Source organism: Bacillus sp. EU55, assembly GCF_038005925.1.
In the GTDB taxonomy this organism is placed as follows: domain Bacteria; phylum Bacillota; class Bacilli; order Bacillales; family Bacillaceae; genus Bacillus; species Bacillus velezensis.
In genome coordinates, this window is the sequence record NZ_JBBOUE010000001.1 from 622,501 (window position 1) to 648,471 (window position 25,971).

The window sequence follows — 25,971 nt, forward strand, 5'->3', positions numbered from 1 at the left end:
AACGGTTTCTCAGCAAGAGTGGATTTCTTTGCTTGATTACTGCACTCAATCGGGCATTCCGATTGCGAAGATAGGGGCGGTATCTGAACGGAAGGAAGCATGTGTTCTTTTGACAGCCAATGATCAGAGACAAATCGTCCTTGAGAAAAAAGGATACAATCATTTTAAATAAGACGGGTGACTCACTTTGAAGACATTACAATGGAGAACGAAAAACCCCGAAGAAACGAAAGCCGTAGCCAAGCTTGCCGCTTCTTTGGCAAAGCCGGGAGACATTTTGACACTGGAAGGCGACTTAGGCGCGGGAAAAACGACTTTTACAAAGGGTTTTGCCGAAGGACTGGGAATCACGAGAGTGGTAAACAGCCCGACTTTTACAATTATAAAAGAATACCATGACGGTTCGCTTCCTCTATATCATATGGATGTGTATCGTATGGAGGATGAAAGCGAAGACTTAGGGCTTGAAGAATATTTTGAGGGACAAGGCGTCTGTTTAATTGAATGGGCTCATTTAATTCAGGATCAGCTGCCTGCTGAACGGCTGCAGATCGTTATCAAGAGAGCCGGTGATGAGGCAAGGGACATTACCTTTACGGCTTGCGGAACACGGTATGAAACGCTTTGTGAGGAGATAAATAAACATGACAATACTGGCAATTGATACGTCAAATTACACGCTGGGTGCCGCGCTCGTTCGTGACAAAACGGTGATGGCGGAGTATATTACATATTTAAAAAAGAATCATTCCGTGCGGGCCATGCCTGCTGTCAATTCATTGCTGAAGGATTGCGGCCTAACACCGCAGGATCTTACAAAAATAGCGGTGGCGAAAGGACCGGGATCGTATACAGGTGTCAGAATCGGTGTGACGCTGGCAAAAACATTGGCATGGTCGCTGAAGCTTCCGGTTTCCGCTGTCTCGAGTCTGGAGGTGCTGGCGGCTAACGGACGGCACTTTCAAGGACTGATCTGCCCGTTATTTGATGCCCGGCGCGGACAGGTATATACGGGACTTTATGAATATCAGGACGGCCGATTACAATCCGTTCTTCCAGATCAGAATGTCCTTTTGACTGATTGGCTCGGCATGCTGAAAGAAAAAGCGTCTCCGGTTTTATTTTTAGGGCACGATACAGCGATTCATGAAGAAACCATTCTGCATGAGCTGACATCTCAAGCAGTGATAGGAACGGCTGCACAGCATAATCCGCGGCCGTCAGAGCTGGCGTTTTTAGGCTTGGAAAAAGAAGAAGCGGATGTCCACAGCCTTGTTCCGGATTATTTGCGTCTGGCAGAGGCTGAAGCGAAATGGATGGAATCTCAAAAATAGGGTGATAGGGATGAAAACGAAAACGGCGATTCGAAGCATGCGGCCGGAAGATATTGATCAAATTTATGAAATTGAAACAGCATCCTTTACTTCTCCGTGGACGAAGGATTCATTTTATCATGAGCTTTTGGAAAATCCGTATGCCCACTACCTTGTCATTGAAAAGGACGGCTGTCTGGCGGGGTATTGCGGAATCTGGATTATTATAGATGACGCGCAGATTACGAACATAGCCATTAAGCCGGAATATCGGGGCCAATCATTGGGAGAAGCGCTGTTTCGCTCTGCGATAGAATTGTGCAGAGAAAAAAAGGCAAGAAGGCTCTCTCTCGAAGTCAGGGTCTCAAATCATCCCGCCCAATCCTTATATAAAAAATTCGGTCTTCAGGCCGGTGGAATCAGAAAACAATACTATACAGATAACGGGGAAGATGCGTTATTAATGTGGGTGACATTACATGAGTGAAAAACAAGATATTTATGTATTAGGAATCGAAACAAGCTGTGATGAAACAGCGGCCTCAGTCGTAAAAAACGGGAATGAAATTATTTCAAACGTCGTCGCTTCTCAAATTGAAAGCCATAAACGTTTCGGCGGGGTCGTGCCTGAAATAGCGTCCAGACATCATGTGGAGCAGATCACCCTTGTGATTGAGGAAGCTCTTTCAAAAGCGGAGATGGGCTTTGATGATCTTGATGCGATTGCCGTAACGGAAGGACCCGGACTTGTCGGAGCCCTGTTAATCGGAGTCAATGCGGCAAAGGCGTTAAGCTTTGCCCATCAAATACCGCTAGTCGGTGTCCATCACATTGCGGGTCATATTTATGCAAACAGGCTGATAGGAGAGCTTCAGTTCCCGGCGCTTGCTTTGGTTGTGTCAGGCGGACATACGGAATTGGTTTATATGAAAGAGCACGGTTCATTTGAGGTTATCGGTGAAACGCTGGATGATGCCGCAGGCGAAGCTTACGACAAAGTGGCAAGAACGATGGGGCTTCCTTATCCGGGAGGGCCGCAGATTGATAAGCTGGCTGCTGTGGGAACGGATTCCATTCCGCTTCCGCGTGCGTGGCTGGAAGAAGGGTCTTACAATTTCAGCTTCAGCGGCCTAAAATCAGCCGTGATTAACACGCTTCATAACGCCTCGCAAAAAAATGAGGTGATTCCTCCGGAGGATCTTGCAGCAAGCTTTCAGCAGAGTGTCATTGATGTACTGACGGCAAAAACCTCTAAGGCCGCGAAAGAATACGGGGTTAAACAAGTGCTGCTGGCAGGGGGCGTAGCCGCTAACAAAGGGCTGAGAGCCGCACTTCAGCAGGAATTCAGCCATTCGGGAGATCCCGAGCTTATCATCCCGCCGCTTTCTTTATGCACGGACAATGCAGCGATGATTGCGGCTGCCGGAACCGTTGCTTTTGAAAAGGGGATTCGGGGCTCATATGATATGAACGGACAGCCCGGTTTGGAATTAACATCCTTTGATCGTCTCACGTTGTAAAACGTGAGGCTTTTTTTACTTATTAACAGATAATTCTAACATATCCACAGGATTGTGAGTATATCCAGAAATCCAGGCTGGATAAGGGGCTGTAAGTTGTTAGTAAAGTGGATAAAGTCAGAAAATTTTGTGGATAGTGTGTATAAAACGCTTACTTACATGGCTGACAAGGAGGATAGCTGTGGATAAAAAAGCACCCCTTAAAGAGGTGCTTGACTTTTTCTATTCTTCTGAGGAGAGTTCCTCCCATTCTGCTAATAAGTTCTCGAGCTCTTGATTCAGAGCTTCATTCTCCGCGTGAATGGTCTGTACCTTTTCATGATCCTGATACACGTCAGGATCGCACAGCAGCTCCTCATTGGCGCTGATTTTCTCTTCGGCGGATGAGACGGCTGCTTCGATTTCTTCAATGCGTCTCAGGCGCTGCCGTTCTTTCTTCTTCCATTCTTTTTCTTCCTCGTAAGTTCTTTTCGTATCCTGTTTGACCTTGCCGGCAGGCTGAGCCTGCTCCTTTTCCTGCCGCTTCATTTCTTCCAGTTCCAGCTGCTGGGCTTTTTTCTCGGTGTAATAGTCATAGTCTCCCAAATATTCTTCTGCATGATCAGGTGAGAGCTCCAGCACTCTTGTGGCGATCCTGTTAATAAAGTAGCGGTCATGCGAGACAAATAACAGTGTTCCCGGGTAGTCGATCAGGGCGTTTTCCAGCACCTCTTTACTGTCCAGGTCAAGGTGGTTTGTCGGTTCATCAAGGATGAGAAAGTTTGCTTTTTGAAGCATCAGCTTGGCAAGCGCGACTCTTGCTTTCTCCCCGCCGCTTAACGAACGGACCGGTTTCAGGACATCGTCTCCGCTGAACAGGAAGTTGCCGAGGCATGTCCTGATCTCTTTTTCCGGCATGTCCGGATATTCATCCCACAGCTCGTCCAGCACGCGTTTGGACGAGGTCAGTTCAGCCTGCTCCTGATCATAATAGCCGATTGTGACATTGGAACCGTACGTGATCGATCCGGATTCCGGACTGATTGTATTCATAATGGTTTTCAGCAAGGTTGATTTGCCGATTCCGTTCGGTCCGACGAGGGCGGCGCTTTCGCCTCTTGTCATGCCGAAGGTCAGGTTTTTCAAGAGCGGAGGCTGGCCGTCATAGCTGATGGAAACATCCTGTACGCGCAGGACGTCGTTTCCGCTCTGTTTTGTAATGTCAAAACGGAAGGCGGCTGATTTTTCATCCCCGAGCGGCTTTGCCATGACGTCCATCCGTTCAAGCTGTTTTCGTCTGCTTTGGGCTCTTTTCGTTGTAGAAGCTCTGGCCAGATTGCGGTCGACAAAATCTTGAAGCTTGGCGATTTCGTCCTGCTGTTTTTCATACAGCTTCAGGTCTTTCTCATACTGCTCAGCTTTTTGTTCTAAATAGGCGCTGTAGTTGCCGAGGTATTTTTTGCTTTCTGTCCGTGAGACCTCGTACACTTGGCTGACGACTTTATCAAGAAAGTATCTGTCGTGGGAAACGATCAGAATGGCGCCTGAATATCCCTGTAAATAATGCTCAAGCCATGTAAGCGTATCGATGTCGAGATGGTTCGTCGGTTCATCCAGAATAAGCAGATCAGGCTGGGTCAGCAGCAGCTTTCCGAGCGCAAGTCTTGTTTTCTGACCGCCGCTCAGGCTTTGCACTTTCACGGAATCGTCAAATTTTCCGAAGCCGAGGCCGTGAAGGATAGAGCGGACGTCCGCTTCATATTGATAGCCGCCTTTATCCTTGAAATCCTGCTGAAGCCTGTCATAGGTTTTCATCAGCGTCTCAAGCTCCGCCGGGGCGGCCGTGGCCATCTTTTCTTCAATAGAGCGCATCTCTTTTTCCATTGCTTTCAGGAAATCAAAAACACTCAGCAGTTCTTCTTTTATGGTAAGCTGGGATTCCAAGCCTGTGTGCTGGGCAAGATATCCCATCGTTAATTCTTTCGGTTTGATTAATTCACCCTTTTCATATGAAAGGTGACCTGCGATAATTTTAAGGAGAGTTGATTTGCCGGCTCCGTTTCTGCCTACTATGGCGATGCGATCCCGAGATCTGACTTCAAGCTTTATATTGTTTAAAATAGGATCAGCGCCAAAAGATTTGGATAGCTGATTAATTTGTAAGATCATCATATTATTTCACCTCTGTTATAATAAGTTAAGTGTAGCTTATCAACCTGCTGTCAGCAAACAATACATCAGAATTGGAACATTATAGGATAAGACATCAGGGAGAAAATAGTGTATGATCAGAAGTAAGGAGAGTTTAAATATGAATGGATTTTCTCATTTTAATGAAGAAGGCCGTGCCCGCATGGTGGATATAAGCGATAAATCTTCAACAGTCCGTACTGCCGCTGCGATATCCAGCGTACACATGAAGCATGACGTGTACAGCAGAATCAAAAACCGCGAGATCGGAAAAGGAGACGTGCTGGCTGTCGCACAGGTGGCAGGAATTATGGCCGCAAAGCAGACGTCAGCGATTATCCCGATGTGCCACCCGCTTTCTTTAAGCAGCGTCGACATTTCATTCGGCTGGGAGGAAAAGGATTCCGAAGCCGTTCTTCATATACAGGCAAGCGTAAAAACGAAAGGGAGTACAGGTGTGGAAATGGAAGCGCTAACTTCCGCTTCAGTCTGCGCTTTGACCGTTTATGATATGTGCAAGGCGCTGGATAAAGGAATGGTCATCGGCCCGACCTGCCTCATGGAAAAGACAGGAGGCAAAAACGGTGATTTTAAAAGAGATGCATCTGAGTATAAAGTGGAGGACCAATCATGAACAAGGATCAATCAAAAATTCCACAGGCGACGGCAAAACGGCTGCCGCTTTATTATCGCTTTTTAAAGAATTTACACGCGTCAGGAAAACAGCGCGTTTCATCAGCTGAACTGAGCGACGCGGTAAAAGTCGATTCGGCCACGATCCGCCGGGATTTTTCCTATTTCGGGGCGCTCGGCAAAAAAGGATACGGCTATAATGTGGATTACCTGCTGTCATTTTTCAGAAAAACACTGGATCAGGATGAAACGACGAACGTCATTTTGATCGGTGTCGGGAATTTAGGGACGGCGTTTCTTCACTATAATTTCACAAAAAATAATAACACAAAAATATCTATGGCTTTTGATGTGAATCAGAGTAAAATAGGAACTGAGGTAGGCGGTGTGCCTGTCTTTGATCTTAATGATTTAGAGCTTCACATTAAGGATGAACCCGTGGCGATTCTTACCGTTCCCGCGGTTGCCGCCCAGTCAATCACCGACCGGCTCGTGTCGCTCGGAATCAAGGGAATCCTTAACTTTACGCCGGCCCGTTTGAATGTGCCGGATCACATTCGAATTCATCATATAGATTTAGCTGTAGAGCTTCAATCATTGGTTTATTTCTTGAAGCATTATTCTGTTTTGGAAGAAATTGAATAGCGAAAGGAGGAGCTGCACATGATCGGTCCTGGAAGCCTGGCGGTTATCGGTGTGGTAGCGGTGATTATTTTCGGTCCGAAGAAGCTTCCCGAATTAGGAAAAGCGGCGGGGGACACGCTTCGTGAATTTAAGAACGCTACTAAGGGATTAGCCGGTGAAGAAGAGGAAAAAAAGAAAGAAGAACAGTAAGATAGGATGACGCGTATGAGAGTGAATCAAATGACGCTTGTGGAGCATATTGCCGAACTTCGGAAACGATTGCTGATTGTGGCGTTATCCTTTACGGTTTTCTTTATTGCCGGCTTTTTTCTGGCAAAACCTATCATTGTGTATCTTCAAAAAGCCGATGAAGTAAAAGAGCTCACCCTTAATGCTTTTAACCTGACGGATCCGCTGTTTATCTTTTTGCAGTTCGCGTTTATCATCGGCATCATTTTGACTTCGCCGATTATTCTCTATCAGATTTGGGCGTTTGTCAGCCCGGGTCTGTATGAGAAGGAGCGCAAAGTAACACTCAGCTATATTCCGATTTCGATCGTGCTGTTTGTCGGCGGTGTGTCGTTTTCTTATTATATTTTATTTCCGCTGGTCGTTGATTTTATGAAGCGGGTCTCGAATGACCTCGATGTCAACCAGGTGATCGGGATTACCGAGTACTTTCATTTTCTGCTGCAGCTGACGATTCCTTTTGGGCTGCTGTTTCAGATGCCGGTGCTGATCATGTTTTTAACGAGACTCGGTGTGATCACGCCGATGTTTTTATCGAAGATCAGGAAGTACGCGTATTTTGTGCTGCTTGTGATCGCCGCGATGATTGCGCCGCCTGAGCTGCTGTCTCACTTGATGATTACGATTCCGCTTTGCATTTTATATGAGATCAGTATCCTGATCTCAAAAGCGGCGTATCGGAAAAGGCAGACCAGCAGTGAATCCGATCAGGACGTATCAGCATAAAAAAGCCATTTCTCAATGATGAGAAATGGCTTTTCTTTTATTTTTGGTTTTTCTTCACTTTAAATGAGAAAGCGAACATTTTAAACGAGATGCTGATATTATAAGCGGCGAAAACCATCAGCAGTATGGAATAAAAAGACCACATGCTTCCCGGAGAGCTTGCGGCCAAATACGTAAAGATACAGCCGACTGCGAAATAAATCAAGCCCCAAGTCATTGGGTTCCTCATACAAACAATCCTCCAATAATTAATTGCATTTGCTCACTATGCTGTTCAATATATTTTTGGGCGGGGCCGAGCTGCATGACCACGACAATGGTATTCATCATGACATGGGCGAATATCGGCACAATAATCCGTTTCGTCTGCACATACAAGAACGCAAAGGTAAAGCCCATGGCCGTATACAGCAGCAGGTGCGTGAGGTCTTGATGCACAATGCCGAAAATGACGGAACTGATCAGTCCGGCGATAAAGAAATTCGTTTTTTCATATAATACACCGAAAATGATCTTCCGGAAAATGATTTCTTCAAGAATCGGCCCGACGATAGAAGAAACGATAATCATGAGCGGCATGGCTTTAATAATGCTGAGAATGGCTTTCGTGTTTTCGGAACCGCTGCCCACATGAAAGACATACTGCTCAATCATTCCGGCGATTCCCTGAGAAAATAAAGCGAGCCATATTCCCGCTACCGCCCAGAGAACGGACATGCCGGCGGATGCTTTCTTCCCGTTTCTTAATGTCTGCTTCGGCGCGGTTCTCAAAATCAAGAGAACGATAATCAGGCAGATAAAAAAGCTTACGACGGAATAAATCCCCTGAGCCATGGTGAGATTCGCATTCGTAGGGTGCCCGCCCGCATAGCCGAATTTGTACATTAAAGGAATGCCGATCAATGCGGAAAGCTGCATGATAACATATGTCAAAATGATATACCAATACTGTTTTCTCAAATGATATGTACTCCTTTATCCTATAAAATCAACTTATTTGTTCTTATTGTAACACAAGTGAACTTGACGTGAAAAAAGGAGAAAATCAGTGTGAGAGAGAATCATGTAAGCGTGAAAATTTCAGTGTGAGAGAGAATCATGTAAGCGTGAAAATTTTTTATTCTTATGACTTGAAATTGGAAGTGAGATTCTTTATTATAATAACTGTGTTAGCACTCTTTAGAGCTGAGTGCTAAAATTACATATTCATACTATTGAGGAGGTTATTACATTGTTAAAGCCATTAGGTGATCGCGTTGTCATTGAACTCGTAGAATCTGAAGAAAAAACTGCCAGCGGAATCGTATTACCGGATTCTGCAAAAGAAAAGCCGCAAGAAGGCAAAATCGTGGCAGCCGGTTCAGGTCGCGTGTTGGAAAGCGGAGAGCGCGTTGCTTTAGAAGTAAAAGAGGGCGACCGCATTATCTTCTCAAAATACGCCGGTACTGAAGTGAAATACGAAGGTACTGAATACTTAATCTTACGTGAAAGCGACATTTTAGCTGTAATCGGCTAAGCAAATAAATATTTTTAAAAATTCGAGGAGGTTTCGTTAACATGGCAAAAGATATTAAGTTTAGTGAAGAAGCACGCCGCGCTATGCTTCGCGGTGTCGATGCGCTTGCTGACGCTGTAAAAGTAACTTTAGGGCCAAAAGGACGCAACGTGGTTCTGGAGAAAAAATTCGGTTCTCCGTTAATTACAAATGACGGTGTGACAATCGCAAAAGAAATTGAACTTGAAGATGCGTTTGAAAACATGGGTGCGAAGCTTGTAGCTGAAGTAGCCAGCAAAACAAACGACGTTGCCGGTGACGGTACGACGACTGCGACTGTACTTGCGCAGGCTATGATCCGCGAAGGCTTGAAAAACGTAACTGCGGGAGCTAACCCTGTCGGCGTGCGTAAAGGTATGGAACAAGCCGTGACTGTAGCAATCGAAAACTTAAAAGAAATTTCTAAGCCGATCGAAGGCAAAGAGTCTATCGCTCAGGTTGCTGCGATCTCTGCTGCTGATGAGGAAGTCGGAAGCCTTATCGCTGAAGCAATGGAGCGCGTAGGAAACGACGGCGTCATCACAATCGAAGAGTCTAAAGGATTCACAACTGAGCTTGAAGTTGTTGAAGGTATGCAATTCGACCGCGGATATGCGTCTCCTTACATGGTGACTGACTCTGATAAGATGGAAGCGGTTCTTGACAATCCTTACATCTTAATCACAGACAAAAAAATCACAAACATCCAAGAAATCCTTCCTGTGCTTGAGCAAGTTGTACAGCAAGGCAAACCATTGCTTCTGATCGCTGAAGATGTTGAAGGTGAAGCTCTTGCTACACTCGTTGTCAACAAACTTCGCGGCACATTCAACGCTGTTGCCGTTAAAGCTCCTGGCTTCGGTGACCGCCGTAAAGCAATGCTTGAAGACATCTCTGTTCTTACAGGCGGAGAAGTAATCACAGAAGACTTAGGCCTTGACCTGAAATCTACTGAAATCGGACAATTGGGACGCGCTTCTAAAGTTGTGGTAACGAAAGAAAACACAACAATCGTAGAAGGCGCCGGCGATACTGAAAAAATCGCTGCACGCGTTAACCAAATCCGCGCTCAAGTGGAAGAAACAACTTCTGAATTCGACAGAGAAAAATTACAAGAGCGTCTTGCGAAACTTGCCGGCGGCGTAGCTGTCATCAAAGTCGGCGCTGCGACTGAAACTGAGCTGAAAGAGCGTAAACTTCGCATCGAAGACGCCCTCAACTCAACTCGCGCAGCTGTTGAAGAAGGCATCGTATCCGGCGGTGGTACAGCGCTTGTCAACGTATACAACAAAGTCGCTGCAGTGGAAGCTGAAGGCGATGCGCAAACAGGTATCAACATCGTGCTTCGCGCGCTTGAAGAGCCGATCCGTCAAATCGCGCACAATGCTGGTCTTGAAGGATCTGTCATCGTTGAGCGCCTGAAAAACGAAAAAATCGGCGTAGGCTTCAACGCTGCAACTGGCGAATGGGTAAACATGATTGAAAAAGGTATCGTTGACCCGACAAAAGTGACGCGTTCAGCCCTGCAAAACGCAGCTTCTGTAGCAGCAATGCTCTTAACAACTGAAGCGGTTGTCGCTGACAAACCGGAAGAAAACGCCGGCGGTGCAGGAATGCCTGACATGGGCGGCATGGGCGGTATGGGTGGAATGATGTAATTATTGCCTACTAGAAATAAAAAAAGGCAAACTTCTTTCCTGAATATAACGGATGAATTAGAGGCTTTCCATGAGTTCTTTGAACTGTTGGGAAGTCTTTTCTTCCATGTTAGGGGTAATATGGTTTGGATTAATTATTACAGTAAGCCAACAAGCGGTATGAACAAGCAAATTCATCATGAAACAAAGCAATTAATGTATTTGGAAAAAAATAGAAATTAAGATAATCACAAAATTTCCTCTGTAAACCAAAATCTTCTTTAGACAGTAGCCCCTTTTAAATATAATATAGTTTATTTCTCTTTTGCTTTACTTATATTTGGATTATTTGATATTAGGAAATAATTTATGATTAATACTTAATTGTAAAAAATAGGAGTGGGAAGATGGGTACTCATAAAGCTAAGGTTATTTCTTTTATCAACTTAAAAGGAGGAGTAGGAAAAACTTCTACAGCTATAAATGTTGCAGATGCTCTTTCACGAGAGGAACATGATGTGTTAGTAATTGACATGGATCCTCAGTTTAATGCTACACAAGCTTTGCTAAACCACCAGTTTAGGCATCACCCAAAAAAAATAGAGGCTACAATGCTAGAGGAGGTTCTCACTGAACTTAATGAGACATATGATGAAGAAATAAGCACGAGTTCAGGTCAAGATGAAAATAGAGATCAAGATGATGATCTAAATCAAGATGAAAATTATAGAAAAGAAATATCATCTCAGTTAATATATAATAGATTAAAGGAAAGAGGAATGACAGTACGAACGTTGTTTACTCAAGAAGGTTTAGTTAATCCATTAGAAAATCCGTCTCTAATTTATAATATAAAAAATAGTTTAGATTTAATTCCTGGAGATTTAGATTTGTTTGAGTCTTTGTACGGAGATACCAGTGGGAAACATAATGTTTTAGAGGATCATTTCGAAACATATGAATTAAGAAAGGATTATGATTATATAATTATTGATTGTCCCCCTAACTGGACTATATTAACTCAAGCAAGTTTATTTGCTTCTGACTATTACATAATCCCAAGTAAAATTGATTTATTTTCAAGTGTGGGTATTGGATTACTAGAGAATTTAGTTAAATCTACATTTTATGAGAAAAAGTCTGGAATATATAAAATGTATACCATGTATAGAAGAGATTTAGGTCGTAAACATATTGAATCTCTAGGAGTTTTATTTACTTTAACACACGATATGACTATTGCGAGTAAATTAAAAGAAAGACTTCAAAAGAAAATACCACAGTCTTTCTTTGAAACAGAAATACCTTATCATTCATCAGTTCCTTTGAAATTTTCTTTATATGATGAAAGTGGGAGTAAACATGATACTCTAAAAAACTCAGTTACAAGAGTTGTCTCAGAAATAACAGGGAAAATATCATCTTTGGAGGGAGTATATGAAAACAGTTGACAGTAAGAGAGATTTTAAACAAGAGCTAAGTGTAATAAATAAAAACAAATTTACTCTCCAGCAAACTAAAAGTTTGTATCTGGGGCTACTATATGAGTTGATTTCGAGTAGAGAAGTATTTTCGAAAAACAAAGATTTAGAAGATTTCTTAATAAATGTTTTCAAAAAAAAGTACAATAGTTATTTGTTTAAAGCTAGACCTTATCTAGCTTCACGACTATTAAAGGATGTATCTAAAGAGTATGATTCTTTTAGGATATCAGCGTCTATAAAACTAATTATATTGTATCTCGAAGAAAAAGATTTAAACAACCATAATAGTATCCCTAAAGAAAAAAAGTCTTCAACTAGTTTAGAAGATGATGTTATAGGTTGGTTTAATTCTGTTAACAAAGGAAGTAATGGAAATTGATGAGGTTGGAGGATATTTTTCAGCGAGAGTTTGAAAAAATGAAAATACTAGACGGTATTAAGCAACAATTTTTGTTGACTAATGAAAATAAAATGAAAAAAATTTTTGGGTATATCTTTTCGATTAATTATTTTAAAAATAAAATCGAGACACGAAACTACTTCGGTTCAGAATTCAACATGTCTTTTTCATTACTCCTCGAATCAATATATGCTCTTTTTACAGGACAATGCAGAAGTGCCTTATTGCTACTAAGGTCTGCACAAGAAGCAAACTATAAATTTGTGTTGGAAAGAGAAAGAGAATTTATGTTAAATAATAATTCCTCTATATCATTTGATCCTTTAGATTTCCGATTTGTGGAAACTAAAAGGAAGTTTATCAATGATTTACAATATTGCTTAGATAAAAGTGACTATAAAGAATATTATAATTCGGTTGAGCGAAATTTAACTCTTTATAAACGGCTAAGTGGGATAGTTCATTCTAAATCAAAAAGTTTACCTGTAATGAGTGTTGAGTATTTTTCTAATCTTCATGAAGAAACAATTGTAAATATTGATGAATTCTTTCATTTATATTGTTCTGTGTTAAATGAAATTTTTCTTTTGAATTTCTTTTTAATCCGGGAAAGTTTAAATAAATGGGATTATTATACTCTATATAATTTATTGAGAATCTTATATGGGGAGAAAAGGACACGAACGCTCATAAGAATTGTAAAGAAAGATAAGTAATTTTATAACTGCTGTATAAAAATCAATCGCAAAATGTGTATTTTAGAAATAGGCAAGTAACTATCCCAGCTCTAAAATGACCATCTTTTTTAGAGCTGGAGTATTTTCAGAAAATGAAAATCAAACGGCGAGAACTCTTGTAATACTATAGTTTGATCGTTTATTTAATTTAAATGCATAAATACATTCAATTAGAAAGGGTTTCTTATCGGTCTGCGATAGTAATTGGTGATTTTTTGTTTATAAGGTAAAGCAATAAATTCATTTGTTCCCATAATTCACCTTATATGTTACGACGATGTTTTCTAACTATTTCCTTCAAGCACCATTCTCAGCTGCTCCACCTCACCCCGAATCCCAATCCCAGGCTCCCACGAATCAATCAGACGAATTGCCTTCTGATTGGATTCCATCGCTTTCGTTTTCTCTCCTTTTCGGTACAACAGCTGTGCCATTCCGTAGTGATAGTAGATCAGTTCAACTTGATTGGCGTTGTGTTTGTCATAGAGCATTTGTTCAAAGGCTTTTTCCGCTTTTTCGAGTTGATCACACTTCACGTAAGCCATGCCGAGGTTGAAATAGGCTTCTATCGTTTTTTCGCCGCCGTATGCGGCGCTGGTTGTGTTTGCCGCTTCGTATAATGTGATGGCTTCTTCGTAGTGAGAGCGGGCGAAACTCAGGTCGCCGCGGACCAGAAGAACCCTGTGCCGGATAATGGGCGAGACGGGCTGATCTTTGATGCCGTCCAGCATTGCTGCCGCTTTTTCCGGTTCTCCGATTTTTAACAGCAGCCTCGATTGCAGGGCGGTTCCCCATACTTTCAAGTCGTCGTGATCCGGTGCGCCTGATTGTTCGAGTATCTTCAGGCCGGCTTCTATTTGCCTGAGAGCTCCGTCTGAATCGTTGACTTCCATCAGCGCCCAACCTGCCGTATCGATCCGAAAGTAAGCTTCCCGCGTGTGTTCGCCTGATTGACGGGCGGCATCGGCGGCTTTTAATCCGTATTCGATTCGCAGGGGCAGGTTGATTCTGCTTAGAAAATGGCTGATACGGATGATGAGTTTGATCAGGATGTCATGTTGTCCGGTTTCGCTCGACCATTCGATGACCTTTAGGATGTTCGGCCATTCCTTTTTCATTTGCTCTAAATTCCGTCCCAGCAGATAGCTCCAATAGACAGAATTGGGCCGTTCCCGTTTTATATGGGTTTCCGCATAATCAATATAATAATGCGCCCAGCGGCTGCGGGCTTCTTTTGCAAATTCGTGATTTTCGGATAAGTGCTGTTCTCCGTAAGCGACAACGGTTTGATGGGCTGCATATTGAATACTTCCTTCGCTTCGTTCCGGCTGTATTAAAGCATATGACCGCATTTGCTCAATCGCGTAATGAAACCGCCGGACGTCTAATCCGGCCGCTTGAGCCAAGCTTTTCTCATCAGGGGGCTTAGCGAAAAAGCAAAGCGTCTGCCATAGTTTTCGTGTGTCTTCATGACATCTGTCCCATGTGCGGCCAAAGAGAACCTCAAACAATTCCAATAATGAGTAACCCGCTTGTTTAAGTTCTTGAATGAGCTGCGGAGCGGGGATGTCGTCGTCTGACATGTATGCAATGCTCAGTGCCATGGCCTTCGGGTTGCCGGCGGCTGCCGAGACGAATTTATTCTTAAGGTCAGGCGATAGCTGCAGCAGCTGCTCCAGCTTTTCCCGTTTATGCGGGAGGTTGCATGTTTGCAGACAGCGGTGCACTTCTTGATGGAAAAATTCAAGGGCATCCGTTTGTTCAAGGCCGCTCAGCTGGATGGCCGCCAGTTCCCCGAGGCCGTCCCGGTATGTCTGTTTTACGTTTTCCCGTGCCGTAAGGAGGACTTTTACGCCTTGCGGAAGGCCGATGATAAATTCGTGAATGTCACGTTCCGCTGTATCAATGCTGTCAACGATCAGCAATACTGGTTTTTCGTTTGAATGAGCGGCTAATGCATTGCGGACGACGAACCGTTTTTCGTTGATTGATTTGTCGATTTGTTCTGTGCGTCCGAGCTGATAGGCGATCGTGTTTAAAAAATCGCTGAAGCTCAATCCTTTCCAATCCGCACTGATCCAGATGATGCTGTTGAATGCCGGCCAATCTGGTGAACTGCCGGCACAAAGGTAGGCTGCTTCAAGAGCGATTGTTGTTTTTCCCATGCCGGCCCAGCCCGTGATTAAACAGACCGGTGACGGAGACAGCATCCATTGCCGGATTGCTTCCATATCAAAGCCGCGTCCGATAAAGTTCCCGGTCCGGCGTGACGGTAAGTTATGCGTAACGAACTTTCTTGTTTGCGCATTCGTTTCGTGGCTTGGTCTGTCATGAAACAGCCGCTTTACTGCTTTTTCAATATCTTCATCACTCGGCGCTCCGAATGATCCGTCTTTCCGGAGTATTTTTGCTTTTTTTAGACAAGACGCCGTCCAAACGGGCAATGCGGGTTTGATGACGGGAATGGTGGTGGTTTCCAGAAGGCCGATCAGCCATTCAGGATCCATGTCAGTCTTTTCTATAATGATCCAGATCATTCCGAACAGCTTTCCGTCGTCAATTCGTCCGGGAATGTAGTTTGCGCCCATCTGTCCGATCCAGCTTTTGATCGTGTTAGAGGAAACGCCTATTCGGAGTGAGATTTGATCTATATAAGACTGTCCGGATTTTACGTTCTTTGTCCTTTTAATTTTGTAATCAAGATGATGTTTCAGCGATTTGACGGCAGGTGCCAGCAGTTCTGCAAATTGTGTCCGGTTTTCAAGTTCAGCCATTAGCCTGCACCTCCTATTAGTACTATTTTATCAATTCAGTGTTTTTTGTATATGAAAAAATAAAAAGTACAGTGCCGCTGTCCTTTTATACAGCAGGAAAGGCTGTTGTACGTCTTGAAAAGCAGATAAAATAGGGGCAGTGATAGAGAAAATAAAAATGTATGCACTTACATTTCAAAGCAGAGAAAGGAATTTGCCAAATGACTCACACAGTGCCTCAAAACATGAAAGCGGCGGTTATGCACAACACAAGAGAAATCAAAATCGAAACTTTGCCCGTGCCTGACATCAATCATGATGAAGTGTTGATTAAGGTGATGGCTGTCGGAATTTGCGGATCTGATCTGCATTACTATACAAATGGCAGAATAGGCAATTATGTAGTGGAAAAACCATTTATCCTCGGTCATGAATGCGCGGGAGAAATTGCCGCCATCGGATCGTCTGTCGATCAATTTAAAATAGGAGACCGGGTCGCTGTCGAACCCGGTGTCACATGCGGACGCTGTGAGGCGTGTAAGGAGGGGCGTTATAACCTTTGCCCGGATGTACAGTTTTTGGCTACACCACCAGTAGACGGTGCGTTTGTCCAATATATTAAAATGCGTCAGGACTTTGTTTTTTTAATCCCAGACTCACTTTCTTATGAAGATGCTGCTTTGATCGAGCCGTTTTCTGTCGGCATCCATGCGGCGGCCAGAACGAAGCTACAGCCCGGATCAACGATTGCGATTATGGGGATGGGCCCTGTTGGGTTAATGGCTGTTGCCGCAGCTAAAGCATTTGGGGCAGGCACAATCATTGTCACCGACTTAGAGCCGCTGCGGTTAGAAGCTGCGAAAAAAATGGGAGCGACTCACATTATTAATATACGTGAACAGGATGCACTTGAAGAGATTAAAACGATCACGAATGATAGAGGCGTTGATGTTGCTTGGGAAACAGCAGGGAATCCAGCGGCATTGCAATCCGCACTGGCTTCTGTGCGCCGGGGCGGAAAATTGGCGATTGTCGGTTTGCCTTCACAGAACGAGATTCCGCTCAACGTGCCGTTTATTGCGGATAATGAGATTGATATTTACGGGATCTTCCGTTATGCCAATACGTATCCAAAGGGAATCGAATTTCTTGCTTCAGGCATTGTGGACACGAAGCATCTAGTAACGGACCAATATTCGCTGGAGCAGACGCAAGATGCGATGGAACGGGCCTTTCAATACAAAAATGAATGCTTAAAAGTGATGGTGTATCCAAATCGCTGAGTGGACGGGGAGGATCTTTGCATTCTCCCTCTTGCTTATCAAAAATGAAAACGGATTCTTGGGGTGGGAAATGATGATTGAAACAGAAAAAGAAGCGGCAGTAAAGACGAAATATCGCGGCCTGTCCTGGATGGAACGGATCGGCTACGGATTCGGCGATATGTCGTACAATATTATCTTTCAGTTTGTAAACGCATACTTATTATTCTACTATACAGATGTCGGCGGCATTAAGCCTGCGGTCATCGCAGCTTTGTTTCTTATCGTAAGGGTGCTGGACGCTATTTTTGACCCGATTATGGGCGTGATTTTAGACAAGACGAATACAAGATGGGGAAAGGCAAGGCCGTATCTTTTGTGGGTGGCGTTTCCTTTTGCGCTATTTACGTTCTTATGCTTCACGACCCCTCATTTCGGCGAAACGGGGAATATGGTTTATGCGTACATCACTTATATTCTGCTTGGGATGTCCTTCAGCATGCAGACGATTCCGGTCAACAGCTTAACGGGGCGGATGACGAATTCCGTGGAGGAACGGACGGTTCTGACGACGACCCGGATGATTTTGGTTTATATCGGAATTCTGTTATCGATTTCCTGTGCGACACCGCTTGCGGACGCCATCGGCGGGAAAGATCAGGCGTTTGGATTTCAGATGACGGCGCTCATCTATGCGGCGGTGAGCATCGCATTGAATCTGTTCAGCTTCTTTACTGTGCGGGAACGGATTCAGCCTGAAAAAAGAAAAAAACAAGGAATGAAAAAGACGTTGTCCGTTTTGTTCCGAAACAAGCCTTTGCTCATTTTGGTTTCTGCATTTTTGGCGTTTGCGATTGGGTTTAACATTAAGCTCAGCACGATGGTGTACTATTTTACGTATAACGTCAGCCATAAGGAATTTGTGTTTTTAGGAACCGTGTTGTTTTTCGGCGCAGCGCTGATCAGCAATCTGTTTATTCCTTTCTTTTCTGAGAAGCGGGGCCGGAAGCAGGTTATGATCATCACGGCGGCGCTATCGCTGATTTCTTATGCGGGCCTTCAGTTTACATCGTATTCTTCGCTGCCGCTTATCTTCTTTTGGCTTTTCGTTTCGGGATTTTTACGACGCCTTTAAATACGCTTGCTTGGGGAATGGTTGCCGATTGTGTCGATTATGCGGAATGGAAAACCGGAGTCCGGGCTGATGGCGTGGTGATTTCGAGCATGAGTTTCATCAATAAGCTCGGAGTTGCGTTAGCCGGGTCATTTTCGGCCGTTTATCTCGGAATCGCCGGATATGCCGCGAATACCGATCAGACAGCCTCGTCATTGAATGCGATTAAAAATATGAATGCGCTCATCCCGGGATTGTTCATTCTGCTGTCTATTATTCTTATTTCTTTTTATCCTTTAACTGAAAAAAAATATCAGCAGATGATGTCTGATCTGGAGCAAAGGGCTGCCAGATAAGTATACGTAAAATTTAAAATATTCTATGTAAACGGTTGTATTTATGACAGAAAGCACTATACTGAAACTATAATCGAGAATTGATAAATGAGTGTGATAATGTGGGAAGCCAATCTGTTATTTGTATTGGAGAATTGTTAATTGATTTCTTTTGTACCGATGTGGATGTTGATTTGACGGAAGGACGTAATTTCTTAAAAAGTGCCGGCGGGGCACCGGCGAATGTGTCGGCAGCGATTGCTAAGCTGGGCGGAGACGCGGCTTTCAGCGGAAAAACAGGCAAAGATCCGTTCGGGTATTTTCTGAAGCAGACATTGGACGCCGTACACGTCGATACCTCTATGCTCGTCATGGATGAGAAAGCGCCTACAACGCTTGCGTTTGTTTCATTAAAACAAAATGGGGAGCGCGACTTTGTGTTTAACAGAGGAGCGGACGCTTTGTTTACGCTGGAGGATATTGATCTGGAAAAGGTAAACGATGCGAAAATCCTTCATTTCGGATCAGCGACAGCATTGTTATCTGATCCGTTTTGCTCAGCCTATTTACGGCTGATGTCGATTGCGAAAGACAATGGACAGTTTATTTCCTTCGATCCTAACTACCGTGAGGATTTATGGAAAGGAAGAGTTTCAGAGTTTATAAACACCGCAAAAAAAGCCGTTGCCGTAAGTGATTTTGTGAAAGTCAGTGACGAAGAGCTTGAGATCATCAGCGGTGCGAAGAATCATAAAGAAGGTGTTGCGGTTCTTCATGAGATCGGAGCCGGCATTGTGGCGGTGACACTCGGGAAAAGCGGGACCCTTCTTTCAAATGGGAAGCATCTTGACATCATTCCGAGCATTCCGGTGACATCAATAGACTCAACGGGAGCGGGAGATGCGTTTGTCGGCGCGGCGCTGTATCAGCTGGCGCGCACCGATGAGATTCAGACGGCAGCCGATGATTTTGCGAAGCTGCGTGATATTGTCTCATTTGCCAATAAGGTGGGGGCGCTCGTGTGCACCAAAATCGGTGCGATCGATGCTTTGCCGAGCTTTAAAGAGGTTGAAGTATCACTGTAAAGTATGGAGGATGTTTCTTGAAAGTCATCGGACTTCGGGAAGCATCCTCTTTATTTAGGTCTGAAACCCTTTACGATATACGGTATACTTTAGAAAGGCATCCAGTAAATTGAACCGCTGTGAAGTACATACAATCACGTTTTTATCAGTTCTGAGTAAAACCAAGTTTCTGCTGCTGCCGTCATGTATAGTGTGACGGCCTATGATATTGAACCGCGGAGGAATGTTTTTCATGAAACATGTTTTTCTTATTGTGCAATGCGCGTTTTCTGTTTTTTGTTTTCTTTGTCTTGCCGCTGTCAATTGGTATCAGGGGAGTGAGCTTGTTTCTGATTCGTTTGATTGGAATTATACGGCTAAATTCTCAAAGCTTTTGAATGGGACGGATACGATTACAAGTCCGGAACAGATTTCGCAGCTGGATTTCTTTGTGTATGCGGCGAAGCATTATCCGTTAGTGAGCGGGTTGATGATCGGGCTTTTTATTTATTTTTTGTTCTCACTGTATCTGGTCGTGAAAAATTTCCGCCGGCACAAATGGGTTGAATGAGACTATTTTCATATAAAATACATAAATTCATGAGAAAATGAAACTTTTTTCAAAAAAAACAGTATATATAACTATGAACTTGTTACTATTTAATTTTGGGAGGAAAATGAAAAATGAGTATTTTAGGAAGATTTAAAGACATCATGTCAAGCAATATCAATGCGCTGCTGGATAAAGCTGAAAACCCTGAAAAAATGGTTGATCAATATTTGCGGAATCTGAACAGTGATTTAGGAAAAGTGAAAGCGGAGACGGCTTCTGTCATGGCTGAGGAACAGCGGGCGAAAAGAGCGCTAACAGAATGCCAGGCTGATGCCGAAAAGATGGAAAGTTATGCGATGAAAGCGTTGCAGGCCGGCAGTGAAGCTGATGCGCGGACATTTTTGGAAAGGAAAGCGGCTGTTGAATCAAGACTGACTGAGCTGCAAACGGCTTATCAGCTCGCTTCATCCAACGCGTCTCAAATGCGCAAAATGCATGACAAGCTTGTCGCTGATATCGGAGAGCTTGAGTCGCGCCGAAATGCCATCAAAGCGAAGTGGTCTGTGGCAAAAACGCAGGAGAGAATGAACAAATTGGGGTCCTCTGTGTCAAATGCGGGCCAATCGATGACAGCTTTCGGCAGAATGGAAGACAAGGTCAACCAAGCGCTTGATCACGCCAATGCGATGGCTGAGCTGAACGCGTCTCCGAAAGACGATATTGACGAGCTGGCGGCTAAATATGACAGCAATCAAAGCAGTGTCGATGATGAATTGGCGGCGCTCAAGCAGAAAATGCTTTTCAGTAAAGATCAATAGACAGCGGGCTGCAGCTTTGTCCGATATAAAGAGAAAGTGAGAGAAACAGAATGATCATTTCTTATAAATGCCCGAACTGCGGCGATGATATGGTCTTTGACAGTTCATCCGGCATGCTGACATGTCACAGCTGCGGGCGGCAGGATCAGATTGAGAGCCTGCCAAAAGAGTATATAACGACGAGATTTTCCGAAAATGAGGCGAATGAGTACCGCTGTGAGAATTGCGGCGCGGTATTAATGACTGAGGCGGAAACGACGGCCACGACGTGCGGGTTTTGCGGAGGAGCCGCCGTTCTCGCCGACCGATTATCGGGAAATCTCGCGCCTTCGATGGTGATCCCTTTTACGATCAGTAAAGAAGAGGCCATGAGCGCTTTTAAAAAGTGGTGCCGAAACGGCCGTCTGACACCGAAAGGATTTATGTCTGCCGATCGGGTGAAGAGCATAACCGGCATGTACGTGCCGTTTTGGATGTTTGATTTAAACAGCAAGGTTCAGGTCAATGCCGTTTGTACGAGAGTGCATCACTATGATGATGGAGAATACCGGGTGACGGAGACCGAGTATTACAACGCGTACCGCGATATCAATCTTGATTATCTCAAAATTCCGGTCGACGCTTCAGAAAAAATGAATGATGAATTAATGGACAAATTGGAGCCTTACTCATACAGTGAGCTGAAGGAGTTTAATACGGCCTATTTAGCGGGATATATAGCGGAAAAGTACAATTATACCGATGACGATCTCTTTCCGCGGGCGAAGGATAAAATCAGCCATTATATTGATTCTTATATCAGATCCACCTTCTCCGGATATACGACGGCTGACATTACGGATGAGCAGATTCAGACCGATAAAATCAGCAGCTTTTACGTACTGCTTCCGGTCTGGATGGTCAGCTACGACTATGAGCGGGCTGAGCACATTTTTGCGATGAACGGGCAGACGGGCAAGGTTGTCGGCAAACCGCCGATCAGTGCCGGAAAAGTGGCCGCGTGGTTCGGCGGCATAACCGCCGGTGCGTTTGTAGCATTAAGACTCGTCTCACTTATGATAGGAGGCGGTTTTTGATGAAAGTATCGATAAAAAAAGCGTGTCTCTTCTGCTTCGTCCTTTTTCTGATGCTGTCTTTTTCTTTACATACATCGGCGTCTGCCGCGGAACAGAAGCAATATGTTTATGACAATGCTCATTTATTAACGAAGGATGAAACGAAGAAACTTGAGGAATTGGCCGGGAAGCTGGGGGCAAAGCGCCATACTGCTTTTATCATTCTTACCGCAAACGGAACGGGCGGTAAGGACATCGAGCAGTATGCCGGTGATTTTTATGACAGTCATTTTAGCGGAAGTACGGCGATATTGACCATTGATATGAAAAATCGGGAAGTATTTATCTCCGGATATAAAAAGGCGGAGACGTATTTGAATAACAGCCGGCTGAATACGATCAGGAATACGATCTCGTCAGATATTTCCGCAGGCCATTATGAAAAGGCGTTTCAGACCTACATCAAGATGGCTTATAAAGATATGGGGAAAAGCCCGGACGACAAGTCTGACAATCTGCTGCTCACATGGTGGTTTCAGCTCATTATTGCCGCAGCCGCGGCCGGAATCGCCGTCACTGTGATGGTGTACAATTCCGGCGGCAAGGTCACCGTCACCGGCAGCACGTATATGGATCACGATACGTCTGAAGTGCTGAGCCAGCACGACACATATATCCGAACCGACGTTACAAGAGAGAAAAAGCCTGATAAAGATAATGACAATGACGGCGGAGTCACGAGGGGCGGCACGAGTTACAGCGGAAGCAAGGGAAGTTTTTAAATTATATGTAAAGGATTTGAGCATACATGGGTTTTTTTAGAAATCAGTTAGCAAATGTGGTGGAGTGGGAAGAATTCAGAGACGACATGGTTTTCTATAAATGGAACAACCGTGAAATTAAAAAAGGCAGCCGTCTGATCATCCGGCCGGGACAGGATGCCATCTTTTTATACAACGGGAAGATTGAAGGGATTTTCCGTGATGACGGCGATTATGATATCGAATCAGAAATCATTCCGTTTCTATCTACACTAAAAGGGTTTAAGTTTGGTTTTAACAGCGGCATGCGGGCTGAAGTGCTGTTTGTGAATACGAAGGAGTTCACCGTGAAGTGGGGCACAAAAAACGCCATCAACATTCCGGCGGCAGGTATGCCGGGCGGTATGCCGATCCGCGCAAACGGCACATTTAACTTCAAGGTCATTGACTACATCGGATTGATTGATAAGATTGCGGGTGTCAAAGACAGCTATTTAGTGGAGGACATTAAAATCCGGATTACGTCTATTCTCGATCAGCTTTTGATGAAATGGATCACCAGAGAAGGAAAAGACATGTTCAATCTGCAGTCGAATTCCTTTGAAATCGGAAAAGGGATTCAAGAAGATCTTGATATGCAGCTGATCGGAGACGGCATGTCGATTACGGGCTTCAATATTATGAGCTTTAACTATCCGCAGGAAGTTCAGGATATGATTACGAAAAACGCTTCTTACGGCATGGTGGGCGATGTGAACCGCTATCAGCAGATTTCCATGACGGACGGAATGTCATCCGGCAAAATGAACGGAAGCGGCGCCGCCTCAGACATGGCGGGCATGATGATGGGAATGAATGTGGCAAATCAAATGATGAACCAAATGAACCAAAATCAGCAGAACCAGCCGCAGCAAGATCAAAGTCAGCAGAATCAGGGGACGGCACCGGCGAACGGCTCGGAAGGAGCGGATAAGCCGAAATTCTGTCCGAACTGCGGAACGAAAACGGAAGGCGCGAATTTTTGCCCGAATTGCGGACAGAAGCTTGCCTGACGATATACGAAAAAGAGGCCTTTTTGGGGCCTCTTTTTTTTGTCATGATTTCATCGTTTGAACGATGAGGGATGTCAGCGCTTTAGAACCCTCAGGTATGAGATGGACGCCGTCCGGTGTGAAGTATTCAGGGTGCTGCAATGCTTTTGCGTGCCAATCGACAAGCGTCACATTTTTCCGTGACTCGGCCTGCCGGCGCAATGATTCGTTTACTTTGCTTTCCCACTGCCGCGGCACACGTGTGTTGACAAGATAGATCTCGGCTTTTGAAAAGGAGCTGATCAGTGATTCAATTTGGCTGTTGGTGAAATAGCCGTTCGTCCCTAACTCGATGATGACCGCTTTGTTCGGCTGATTAAATGACGCATATTCCGAAGTGAGCCGGAGTGCTTGAGAGACTTGTCTTCCTACCTTTCCGTCGATGGTGACATGAGGGAGGGACTGCCGCAGGTATGACGCAATGTCCAGCATCACCGAGTCACCGATGGCCAGCACGTCTTGCTGAGGCTGTGTTTGTTTTGAATCAGCCGTTTTTTGAGATGACCGTTCCTTTTTCTCTTCGTTTTTCTTTGTATTTGATTTGTCTGTTGGTTCTTTCTTGTTTTTGTCTGACGCGGTGTCCGTTTTTTCGCCGCCGTGTTTTTTCTTGCTGTCTTCTTCTTTTGCAGGCTGATCGTGATCGGCCGTTTTGTGCGAAGAGGCGGCGGTTTCTTGCTGATCATTTTGCGCGTACGTCCATTGCGGCTGTTTTTTCTCTTCGGCTATCCCTGACAGCCCGCCCGCAAATACGAGAATGGCGGCAAGAATGAGGCCGAGCGACATTCTGCTGATGACAGAGGACGTCTTCCATTCCAGAAAGCGGTTCAGAAACACGCGGCGTAAAAATGGCCGGAAGCCCGCAGTGCGGATCGGCTGTTCAATGAAATGGTAAGATAGCTCGGCAAGAATGAAAGTGGCGCCGATTCTGACGGCGCAGTGCCAATAAACCGGATTTCCGATTTCCTGTACGGGTGTGCTCAGCACGATAACCGGGTAATGCCAAAGATAGATTCCGTATGATCTCGTTCCGATCCAGCGAAGCGGCTTCCATGAAAGAACATGTCCCAAAAAGCTGCTCGGATGGCATAAACATGCGACAAGAACCGCTGCGGTGATGCTGATCAAAAGCATGCCGCCCTTGTACAGGAAGGGTTCATATTCATCCGTGTAAAAGACGCAAAGCAGCAGCGCGGCAAAAGCGGCAAGCTCCGTCCCGTGAAGCAGGTGTTTCATGCTGCTCGGCAGCCGTTTGGAAGATAATCGTTTCATCGGCCACACTAAAGCTAAAGCGCAGCCGATCAGCAATTCAAATGAGCGGGTATCCGTTCCGTAATAAACGCGGCTCGGATCTCCGCCGGGCACATACATCATACTCATTACGACTGCCGAACATAACGCGAGGAACATGACCGCGGCCGCAAGCCGGGCCCGTGTTTTACATATGTACATTCCCGCAAGCAGCAGGAAGGGCCATATGATATAAAACTGTTCTTCAATTGCCAGCGACCAAAGGTTTTTTAATGGCGAAGGGGAGCCGAAGCTGTCGAAATAAGAAAGTTTATGAAAGATAAACCACCAATTGCTTATGTAAAAAAGTGAGGAGACCGCATCTCCGCGTACGGTATGCAGGAGCTCGCTGTTAAACAATACGACCCAAATGACTGTCGTGATAATCATGAGATAAGCCGCCGGCAGAAGCCGCCTGATCCGGCGCACCCAAAAATCACGCAAATCAAGGGTGATGGCATTGCCTTGGGCAGGCAATATAATAGATGTAATTAAATACCCCGATAAAACAAAAAAGATATCAACACCGATGAAACCGCCGTCGGCCCAGTTAAAATTCAGATGATATGCGATAACTGCGAGGACGGCAAAGGCGCGAAGTCCATCCAGTCCGGGAATATAGCGGTGATGCAGTGACTTGTCTGACATGGTATTCCTCCAATAATGTGTGCGGAAATTCTCGCTGTTTTGCGGATGGCTATGGCAGATTTCTGTACAGTCTTCCATTTGTTCCGTTAATTAGACGCATTCGGAAGGGGATTTTGTTTCAGAAAAAATGAATGAAATGCTGTGATTTTCTTAAACTTTTCAGCCCCCGTCCGGCGTCTGTTATATGAAAAGGGTCCCTTATGC

The 25,971-nt window shown here is 44.6% G+C and carries 26 protein-coding genes and 1 pseudogene (1 of these 27 only partly in view); 22 read left to right on the top strand and 5 right to left on the bottom strand.

Going from position 1 to position 25,971, the window contains the following annotated elements:
- The 5 genes in view from thiL to tsaD are tightly spaced (at most 15 nt apart) and all read left to right on the top strand, a layout consistent with a single transcriptional unit that may run on beyond the window.
- A protein-coding gene (thiL, locus tag NYE50_RS03255) for a thiamine-phosphate kinase (RefSeq protein ID WP_014417063.1) crosses the window boundary here: on the top strand, positions 1-172 show its 3' portion. 806 nt of this gene lie to the left of the window's left edge; only the last 172 of its 978 coding nucleotides appear in the window; the start codon falls outside the window, past its left edge; it ends in the stop codon at positions 170-172.
- 15 nt (positions 173-187) lie between these two features.
- Positions 188-664, top strand: a complete 477-nt coding sequence (gene tsaE, locus NYE50_RS03260; RefSeq protein WP_014417064.1) for a tRNA (adenosine(37)-N6)-threonylcarbamoyltransferase complex ATPase subunit type 1 TsaE — start codon at positions 188-190, stop codon at positions 662-664.
- Positions 645-1,334: a tRNA (adenosine(37)-N6)-threonylcarbamoyltransferase complex dimerization subunit type 1 TsaB gene (tsaB, locus tag NYE50_RS03265; RefSeq protein ID WP_007408854.1), complete on the top strand. Its 690-nt coding sequence runs from the start codon at positions 645-647 to the stop codon at positions 1,332-1,334. The genes tsaE and tsaB overlap by 20 nt, the downstream gene beginning before the upstream one ends.
- 10 nt (positions 1,335-1,344) lie before the next feature.
- Positions 1,345-1,800: a ribosomal protein S18-alanine N-acetyltransferase gene (gene rimI / locus NYE50_RS03270; protein ID WP_003155993.1), complete on the top strand. Its 456-nt coding sequence runs from the start codon at positions 1,345-1,347 to the stop codon at positions 1,798-1,800.
- Positions 1,793-2,833, top strand: a complete 1,041-nt coding sequence (gene tsaD, locus NYE50_RS03275; RefSeq protein ID WP_007408855.1) for a tRNA (adenosine(37)-N6)-threonylcarbamoyltransferase complex transferase subunit TsaD — start codon at positions 1,793-1,795, stop codon at positions 2,831-2,833. The genes rimI and tsaD overlap by 8 nt, the downstream gene beginning before the upstream one ends.
- A gap of 222 nt (positions 2,834-3,055) precedes the next feature.
- Here tsaD and NYE50_RS03280 read toward each other — a convergent pair whose 3' ends face one another.
- Positions 3,056-4,984 (bottom strand): ABC-F family ATP-binding cassette domain-containing protein, encoded by a 1,929-nt coding sequence (locus NYE50_RS03280; protein ID WP_021495210.1) that lies wholly within the window; start codon positions 4,982-4,984, stop codon positions 3,056-3,058.
- A gap of 139 nt (positions 4,985-5,123) precedes the next feature.
- Here NYE50_RS03280 and moaC point away from each other — a divergent pair, with 139 nt between their 5' ends.
- The 4 genes from moaC to tatC are packed head-to-tail and all read left to right on the top strand — an operon-like array spanning position 5,124 to position 7,234.
- Positions 5,124-5,636, top strand: a complete 513-nt coding sequence (gene moaC, locus NYE50_RS03285; protein ID WP_003155986.1) for a cyclic pyranopterin monophosphate synthase MoaC — start codon at positions 5,124-5,126, stop codon at positions 5,634-5,636.
- Positions 5,633-6,280: a redox-sensing transcriptional repressor Rex gene (locus tag NYE50_RS03290; RefSeq protein ID WP_003155984.1), complete on the top strand. Its 648-nt coding sequence runs from the start codon at positions 5,633-5,635 to the stop codon at positions 6,278-6,280. Before moaC ends, NYE50_RS03290 begins: the two co-directional genes overlap by 4 nt.
- A gap of 18 nt (positions 6,281-6,298) precedes the next feature.
- Entirely contained in the window at positions 6,299-6,469 is a 171-nt protein-coding gene (locus tag NYE50_RS03295; protein ID WP_003155981.1) for a twin-arginine translocase TatA/TatE family subunit, read from the top strand.
- Between the two features lie 6 nt (positions 6,470-6,475).
- A complete protein-coding gene (gene tatC, locus NYE50_RS03300) occupies positions 6,476-7,234 on the top strand; it encodes a twin-arginine translocase subunit TatC (protein ID WP_094032596.1) in 759 nt (252 codons plus the stop codon).
- Positions 7,235-7,271: 37 nt separating this feature from the next.
- Here the strand turns inward: tatC and NYE50_RS03305 are convergent, their stop codons facing one another.
- Positions 7,272-7,463 (bottom strand): YdiK family protein, encoded by a 192-nt coding sequence (locus tag NYE50_RS03305; protein ID WP_003155975.1) that lies wholly within the window; start codon positions 7,461-7,463, stop codon positions 7,272-7,274.
- Positions 7,460-8,194, bottom strand: coding sequence for a CPBP family intramembrane glutamic endopeptidase (locus tag NYE50_RS03310; RefSeq protein WP_007408860.1), 735 nt, complete (start codon positions 8,192-8,194; stop codon positions 7,460-7,462). The genes NYE50_RS03305 and NYE50_RS03310 overlap by 4 nt, the downstream gene beginning before the upstream one ends.
- Positions 8,195-8,465: 271 nt before the next feature.
- On the opposite strand from NYE50_RS03310, the gene groES reads away from it, so the two are divergent.
- The 5 genes from groES to NYE50_RS03335 all read left to right on the top strand — a co-directional run bounded on the left by groES (position 8,466) and on the right by NYE50_RS03335 (position 13,005).
- The gene (gene groES / locus NYE50_RS03315; protein WP_003155970.1) at positions 8,466-8,750 is read left to right on the top strand and encodes a co-chaperone GroES; all 285 of its coding nucleotides are present in this window, start codon (positions 8,466-8,468) and stop codon (positions 8,748-8,750) included.
- Between the two features lie 41 nt (positions 8,751-8,791).
- Positions 8,792-10,426, top strand: coding sequence for a chaperonin GroEL (gene groL, locus NYE50_RS03320; protein WP_003155941.1), 1,635 nt, complete (start codon positions 8,792-8,794; stop codon positions 10,424-10,426).
- Positions 10,427-10,812: 386 nt separating this feature from the next.
- Complete coding sequence (locus NYE50_RS03325) at positions 10,813-11,856, top strand: ParA family protein (protein ID WP_109566745.1); 1,044 nt, start codon at positions 10,813-10,815, stop codon at positions 11,854-11,856.
- Positions 11,843-12,268, top strand: coding sequence for a hypothetical protein (locus tag NYE50_RS03330; protein WP_109566746.1), 426 nt, complete (start codon positions 11,843-11,845; stop codon positions 12,266-12,268). The genes NYE50_RS03325 and NYE50_RS03330 overlap by 14 nt, the downstream gene beginning before the upstream one ends.
- Positions 12,265-13,005, top strand: a complete 741-nt coding sequence (locus tag NYE50_RS03335; protein ID WP_109566747.1) for a hypothetical protein — start codon at positions 12,265-12,267, stop codon at positions 13,003-13,005. The genes NYE50_RS03330 and NYE50_RS03335 overlap by 4 nt, the downstream gene beginning before the upstream one ends.
- Before the next feature lie 305 nt (positions 13,006-13,310).
- Here the strand turns inward: NYE50_RS03335 and NYE50_RS03340 are convergent, their stop codons facing one another.
- Positions 13,311-15,800 (bottom strand): tetratricopeptide repeat protein, encoded by a 2,490-nt coding sequence (locus NYE50_RS03340; RefSeq protein ID WP_159353850.1) that lies wholly within the window; start codon positions 15,798-15,800, stop codon positions 13,311-13,313.
- Between the two features lie 200 nt (positions 15,801-16,000).
- Here NYE50_RS03340 and gutB point away from each other — a divergent pair, with 200 nt between their 5' ends.
- From gutB to NYE50_RS03380, 8 genes and pseudogenes are all read left to right on the top strand, one after another.
- Positions 16,001-17,062, top strand: a complete 1,062-nt coding sequence (gene gutB, locus NYE50_RS03345) for a sorbitol dehydrogenase (RefSeq protein WP_159353851.1) — start codon at positions 16,001-16,003, stop codon at positions 17,060-17,062.
- A 73-nt stretch (positions 17,063-17,135) separates the two neighbouring features.
- A pseudogene (locus NYE50_RS03350) lies at positions 17,136-18,511 on the top strand (MFS transporter).
- Positions 18,512-18,612: 101 nt separating this feature from the next.
- Positions 18,613-19,575 carry a carbohydrate kinase family protein gene (locus NYE50_RS03355; protein ID WP_022552690.1) on the top strand — a complete coding sequence of 321 codons (963 nt, stop codon included), beginning with the start codon at positions 18,613-18,615 and terminating at the stop codon, positions 19,573-19,575.
- 232 nt (positions 19,576-19,807) lie between these two features.
- Positions 19,808-20,125, top strand: a complete 318-nt coding sequence (locus tag NYE50_RS03360; protein ID WP_159353852.1) for a YjdJ family protein — start codon at positions 19,808-19,810, stop codon at positions 20,123-20,125.
- A 113-nt stretch (positions 20,126-20,238) separates the two neighbouring features.
- On the top strand, positions 20,239-20,925 hold the full coding sequence (locus NYE50_RS03365) for a PspA/IM30 family protein (RefSeq protein WP_072177310.1): 687 nt from the start codon (positions 20,239-20,241) through the stop codon (positions 20,923-20,925).
- A 50-nt stretch (positions 20,926-20,975) separates the two neighbouring features.
- Entirely contained in the window at positions 20,976-22,001 is a 1,026-nt protein-coding gene (locus NYE50_RS03370) for a TFIIB-type zinc ribbon-containing protein (protein ID WP_017419002.1), read from the top strand.
- On the top strand, positions 22,001-22,762 hold the full coding sequence (locus NYE50_RS03375; RefSeq protein WP_159353853.1) for a TPM domain-containing protein: 762 nt from the start codon (positions 22,001-22,003) through the stop codon (positions 22,760-22,762). Before NYE50_RS03370 ends, NYE50_RS03375 begins: the two co-directional genes overlap by 1 nt.
- Before the next feature lie 26 nt (positions 22,763-22,788).
- Entirely contained in the window at positions 22,789-23,793 is a 1,005-nt protein-coding gene (locus NYE50_RS03380; RefSeq protein WP_014417078.1) for an SPFH domain-containing protein, read from the top strand.
- A 42-nt stretch (positions 23,794-23,835) separates the two neighbouring features.
- Here NYE50_RS03380 and NYE50_RS03385 read toward each other — a convergent pair whose 3' ends face one another.
- Entirely contained in the window at positions 23,836-25,767 is a 1,932-nt protein-coding gene (locus tag NYE50_RS03385; RefSeq protein WP_224988870.1) for an acyltransferase family protein, read from the bottom strand.
- Between the last annotated feature and the right edge of the window lie 204 nt (positions 25,768-25,971).

Bases quoted from the DNA above. Each gene is read 5' to 3' on its own strand.
- NYE50_RS03375 (WP_159353853.1), top strand. From the start codon at position 22,001: ATGAAAGTATCGATAAAAAAAGCGTGTCTCTTCTGCTTCGTCCTTTTT.
- NYE50_RS03365 (WP_072177310.1), top strand. From the start codon at position 20,239: ATGAGTATTTTAGGAAGATTTAAAGACATCATGTCAAGCAATATCAAT.
- NYE50_RS03360 (WP_159353852.1), top strand. From the start codon at position 19,808: ATGAAACATGTTTTTCTTATTGTGCAATGCGCGTTTTCTGTTTTTTGT.
- NYE50_RS03290 (WP_003155984.1), top strand. From the start codon at position 5,633: ATGAACAAGGATCAATCAAAAATTCCACAGGCGACGGCAAAACGGCTG.
- tsaD (WP_007408855.1), top strand. From the start codon at position 1,793: ATGAGTGAAAAACAAGATATTTATGTATTAGGAATCGAAACAAGCTGT.
- moaC (WP_003155986.1), top strand. From the start codon at position 5,124: ATGAATGGATTTTCTCATTTTAATGAAGAAGGCCGTGCCCGCATGGTG.
- tsaB (WP_007408854.1), top strand. From the start codon at position 645: ATGACAATACTGGCAATTGATACGTCAAATTACACGCTGGGTGCCGCG.
- NYE50_RS03370 (WP_017419002.1), top strand. From the start codon at position 20,976: ATGATCATTTCTTATAAATGCCCGAACTGCGGCGATGATATGGTCTTT.
- NYE50_RS03325 (WP_109566745.1), top strand. From the start codon at position 10,813: ATGGGTACTCATAAAGCTAAGGTTATTTCTTTTATCAACTTAAAAGGA.
- tatC (WP_094032596.1), top strand. From the start codon at position 6,476: ATGACGCGTATGAGAGTGAATCAAATGACGCTTGTGGAGCATATTGCC.
- NYE50_RS03385 (WP_224988870.1), bottom strand. From the start codon at position 25,767: ATGTCAGACAAGTCACTGCATCACCGCTATATTCCCGGACTGGATGGA.
- NYE50_RS03295 (WP_003155981.1), top strand. From the start codon at position 6,299: ATGATCGGTCCTGGAAGCCTGGCGGTTATCGGTGTGGTAGCGGTGATT.
- NYE50_RS03330 (WP_109566746.1), top strand. From the start codon at position 11,843: ATGAAAACAGTTGACAGTAAGAGAGATTTTAAACAAGAGCTAAGTGTA.
- groL (WP_003155941.1), top strand. From the start codon at position 8,792: ATGGCAAAAGATATTAAGTTTAGTGAAGAAGCACGCCGCGCTATGCTT.
- gutB (WP_159353851.1), top strand. From the start codon at position 16,001: ATGACTCACACAGTGCCTCAAAACATGAAAGCGGCGGTTATGCACAAC.
- rimI (WP_003155993.1), top strand. From the start codon at position 1,345: ATGAAAACGAAAACGGCGATTCGAAGCATGCGGCCGGAAGATATTGAT.
- NYE50_RS03340 (WP_159353850.1), bottom strand. From the start codon at position 15,800: ATGGCTGAACTTGAAAACCGGACACAATTTGCAGAACTGCTGGCACCT.
- NYE50_RS03280 (WP_021495210.1), bottom strand. From the start codon at position 4,984: ATGATGATCTTACAAATTAATCAGCTATCCAAATCTTTTGGCGCTGAT.
- NYE50_RS03305 (WP_003155975.1), bottom strand. From the start codon at position 7,463: ATGAGGAACCCAATGACTTGGGGCTTGATTTATTTCGCAGTCGGCTGT.
- NYE50_RS03380 (WP_014417078.1), top strand. From the start codon at position 22,789: ATGGGTTTTTTTAGAAATCAGTTAGCAAATGTGGTGGAGTGGGAAGAA.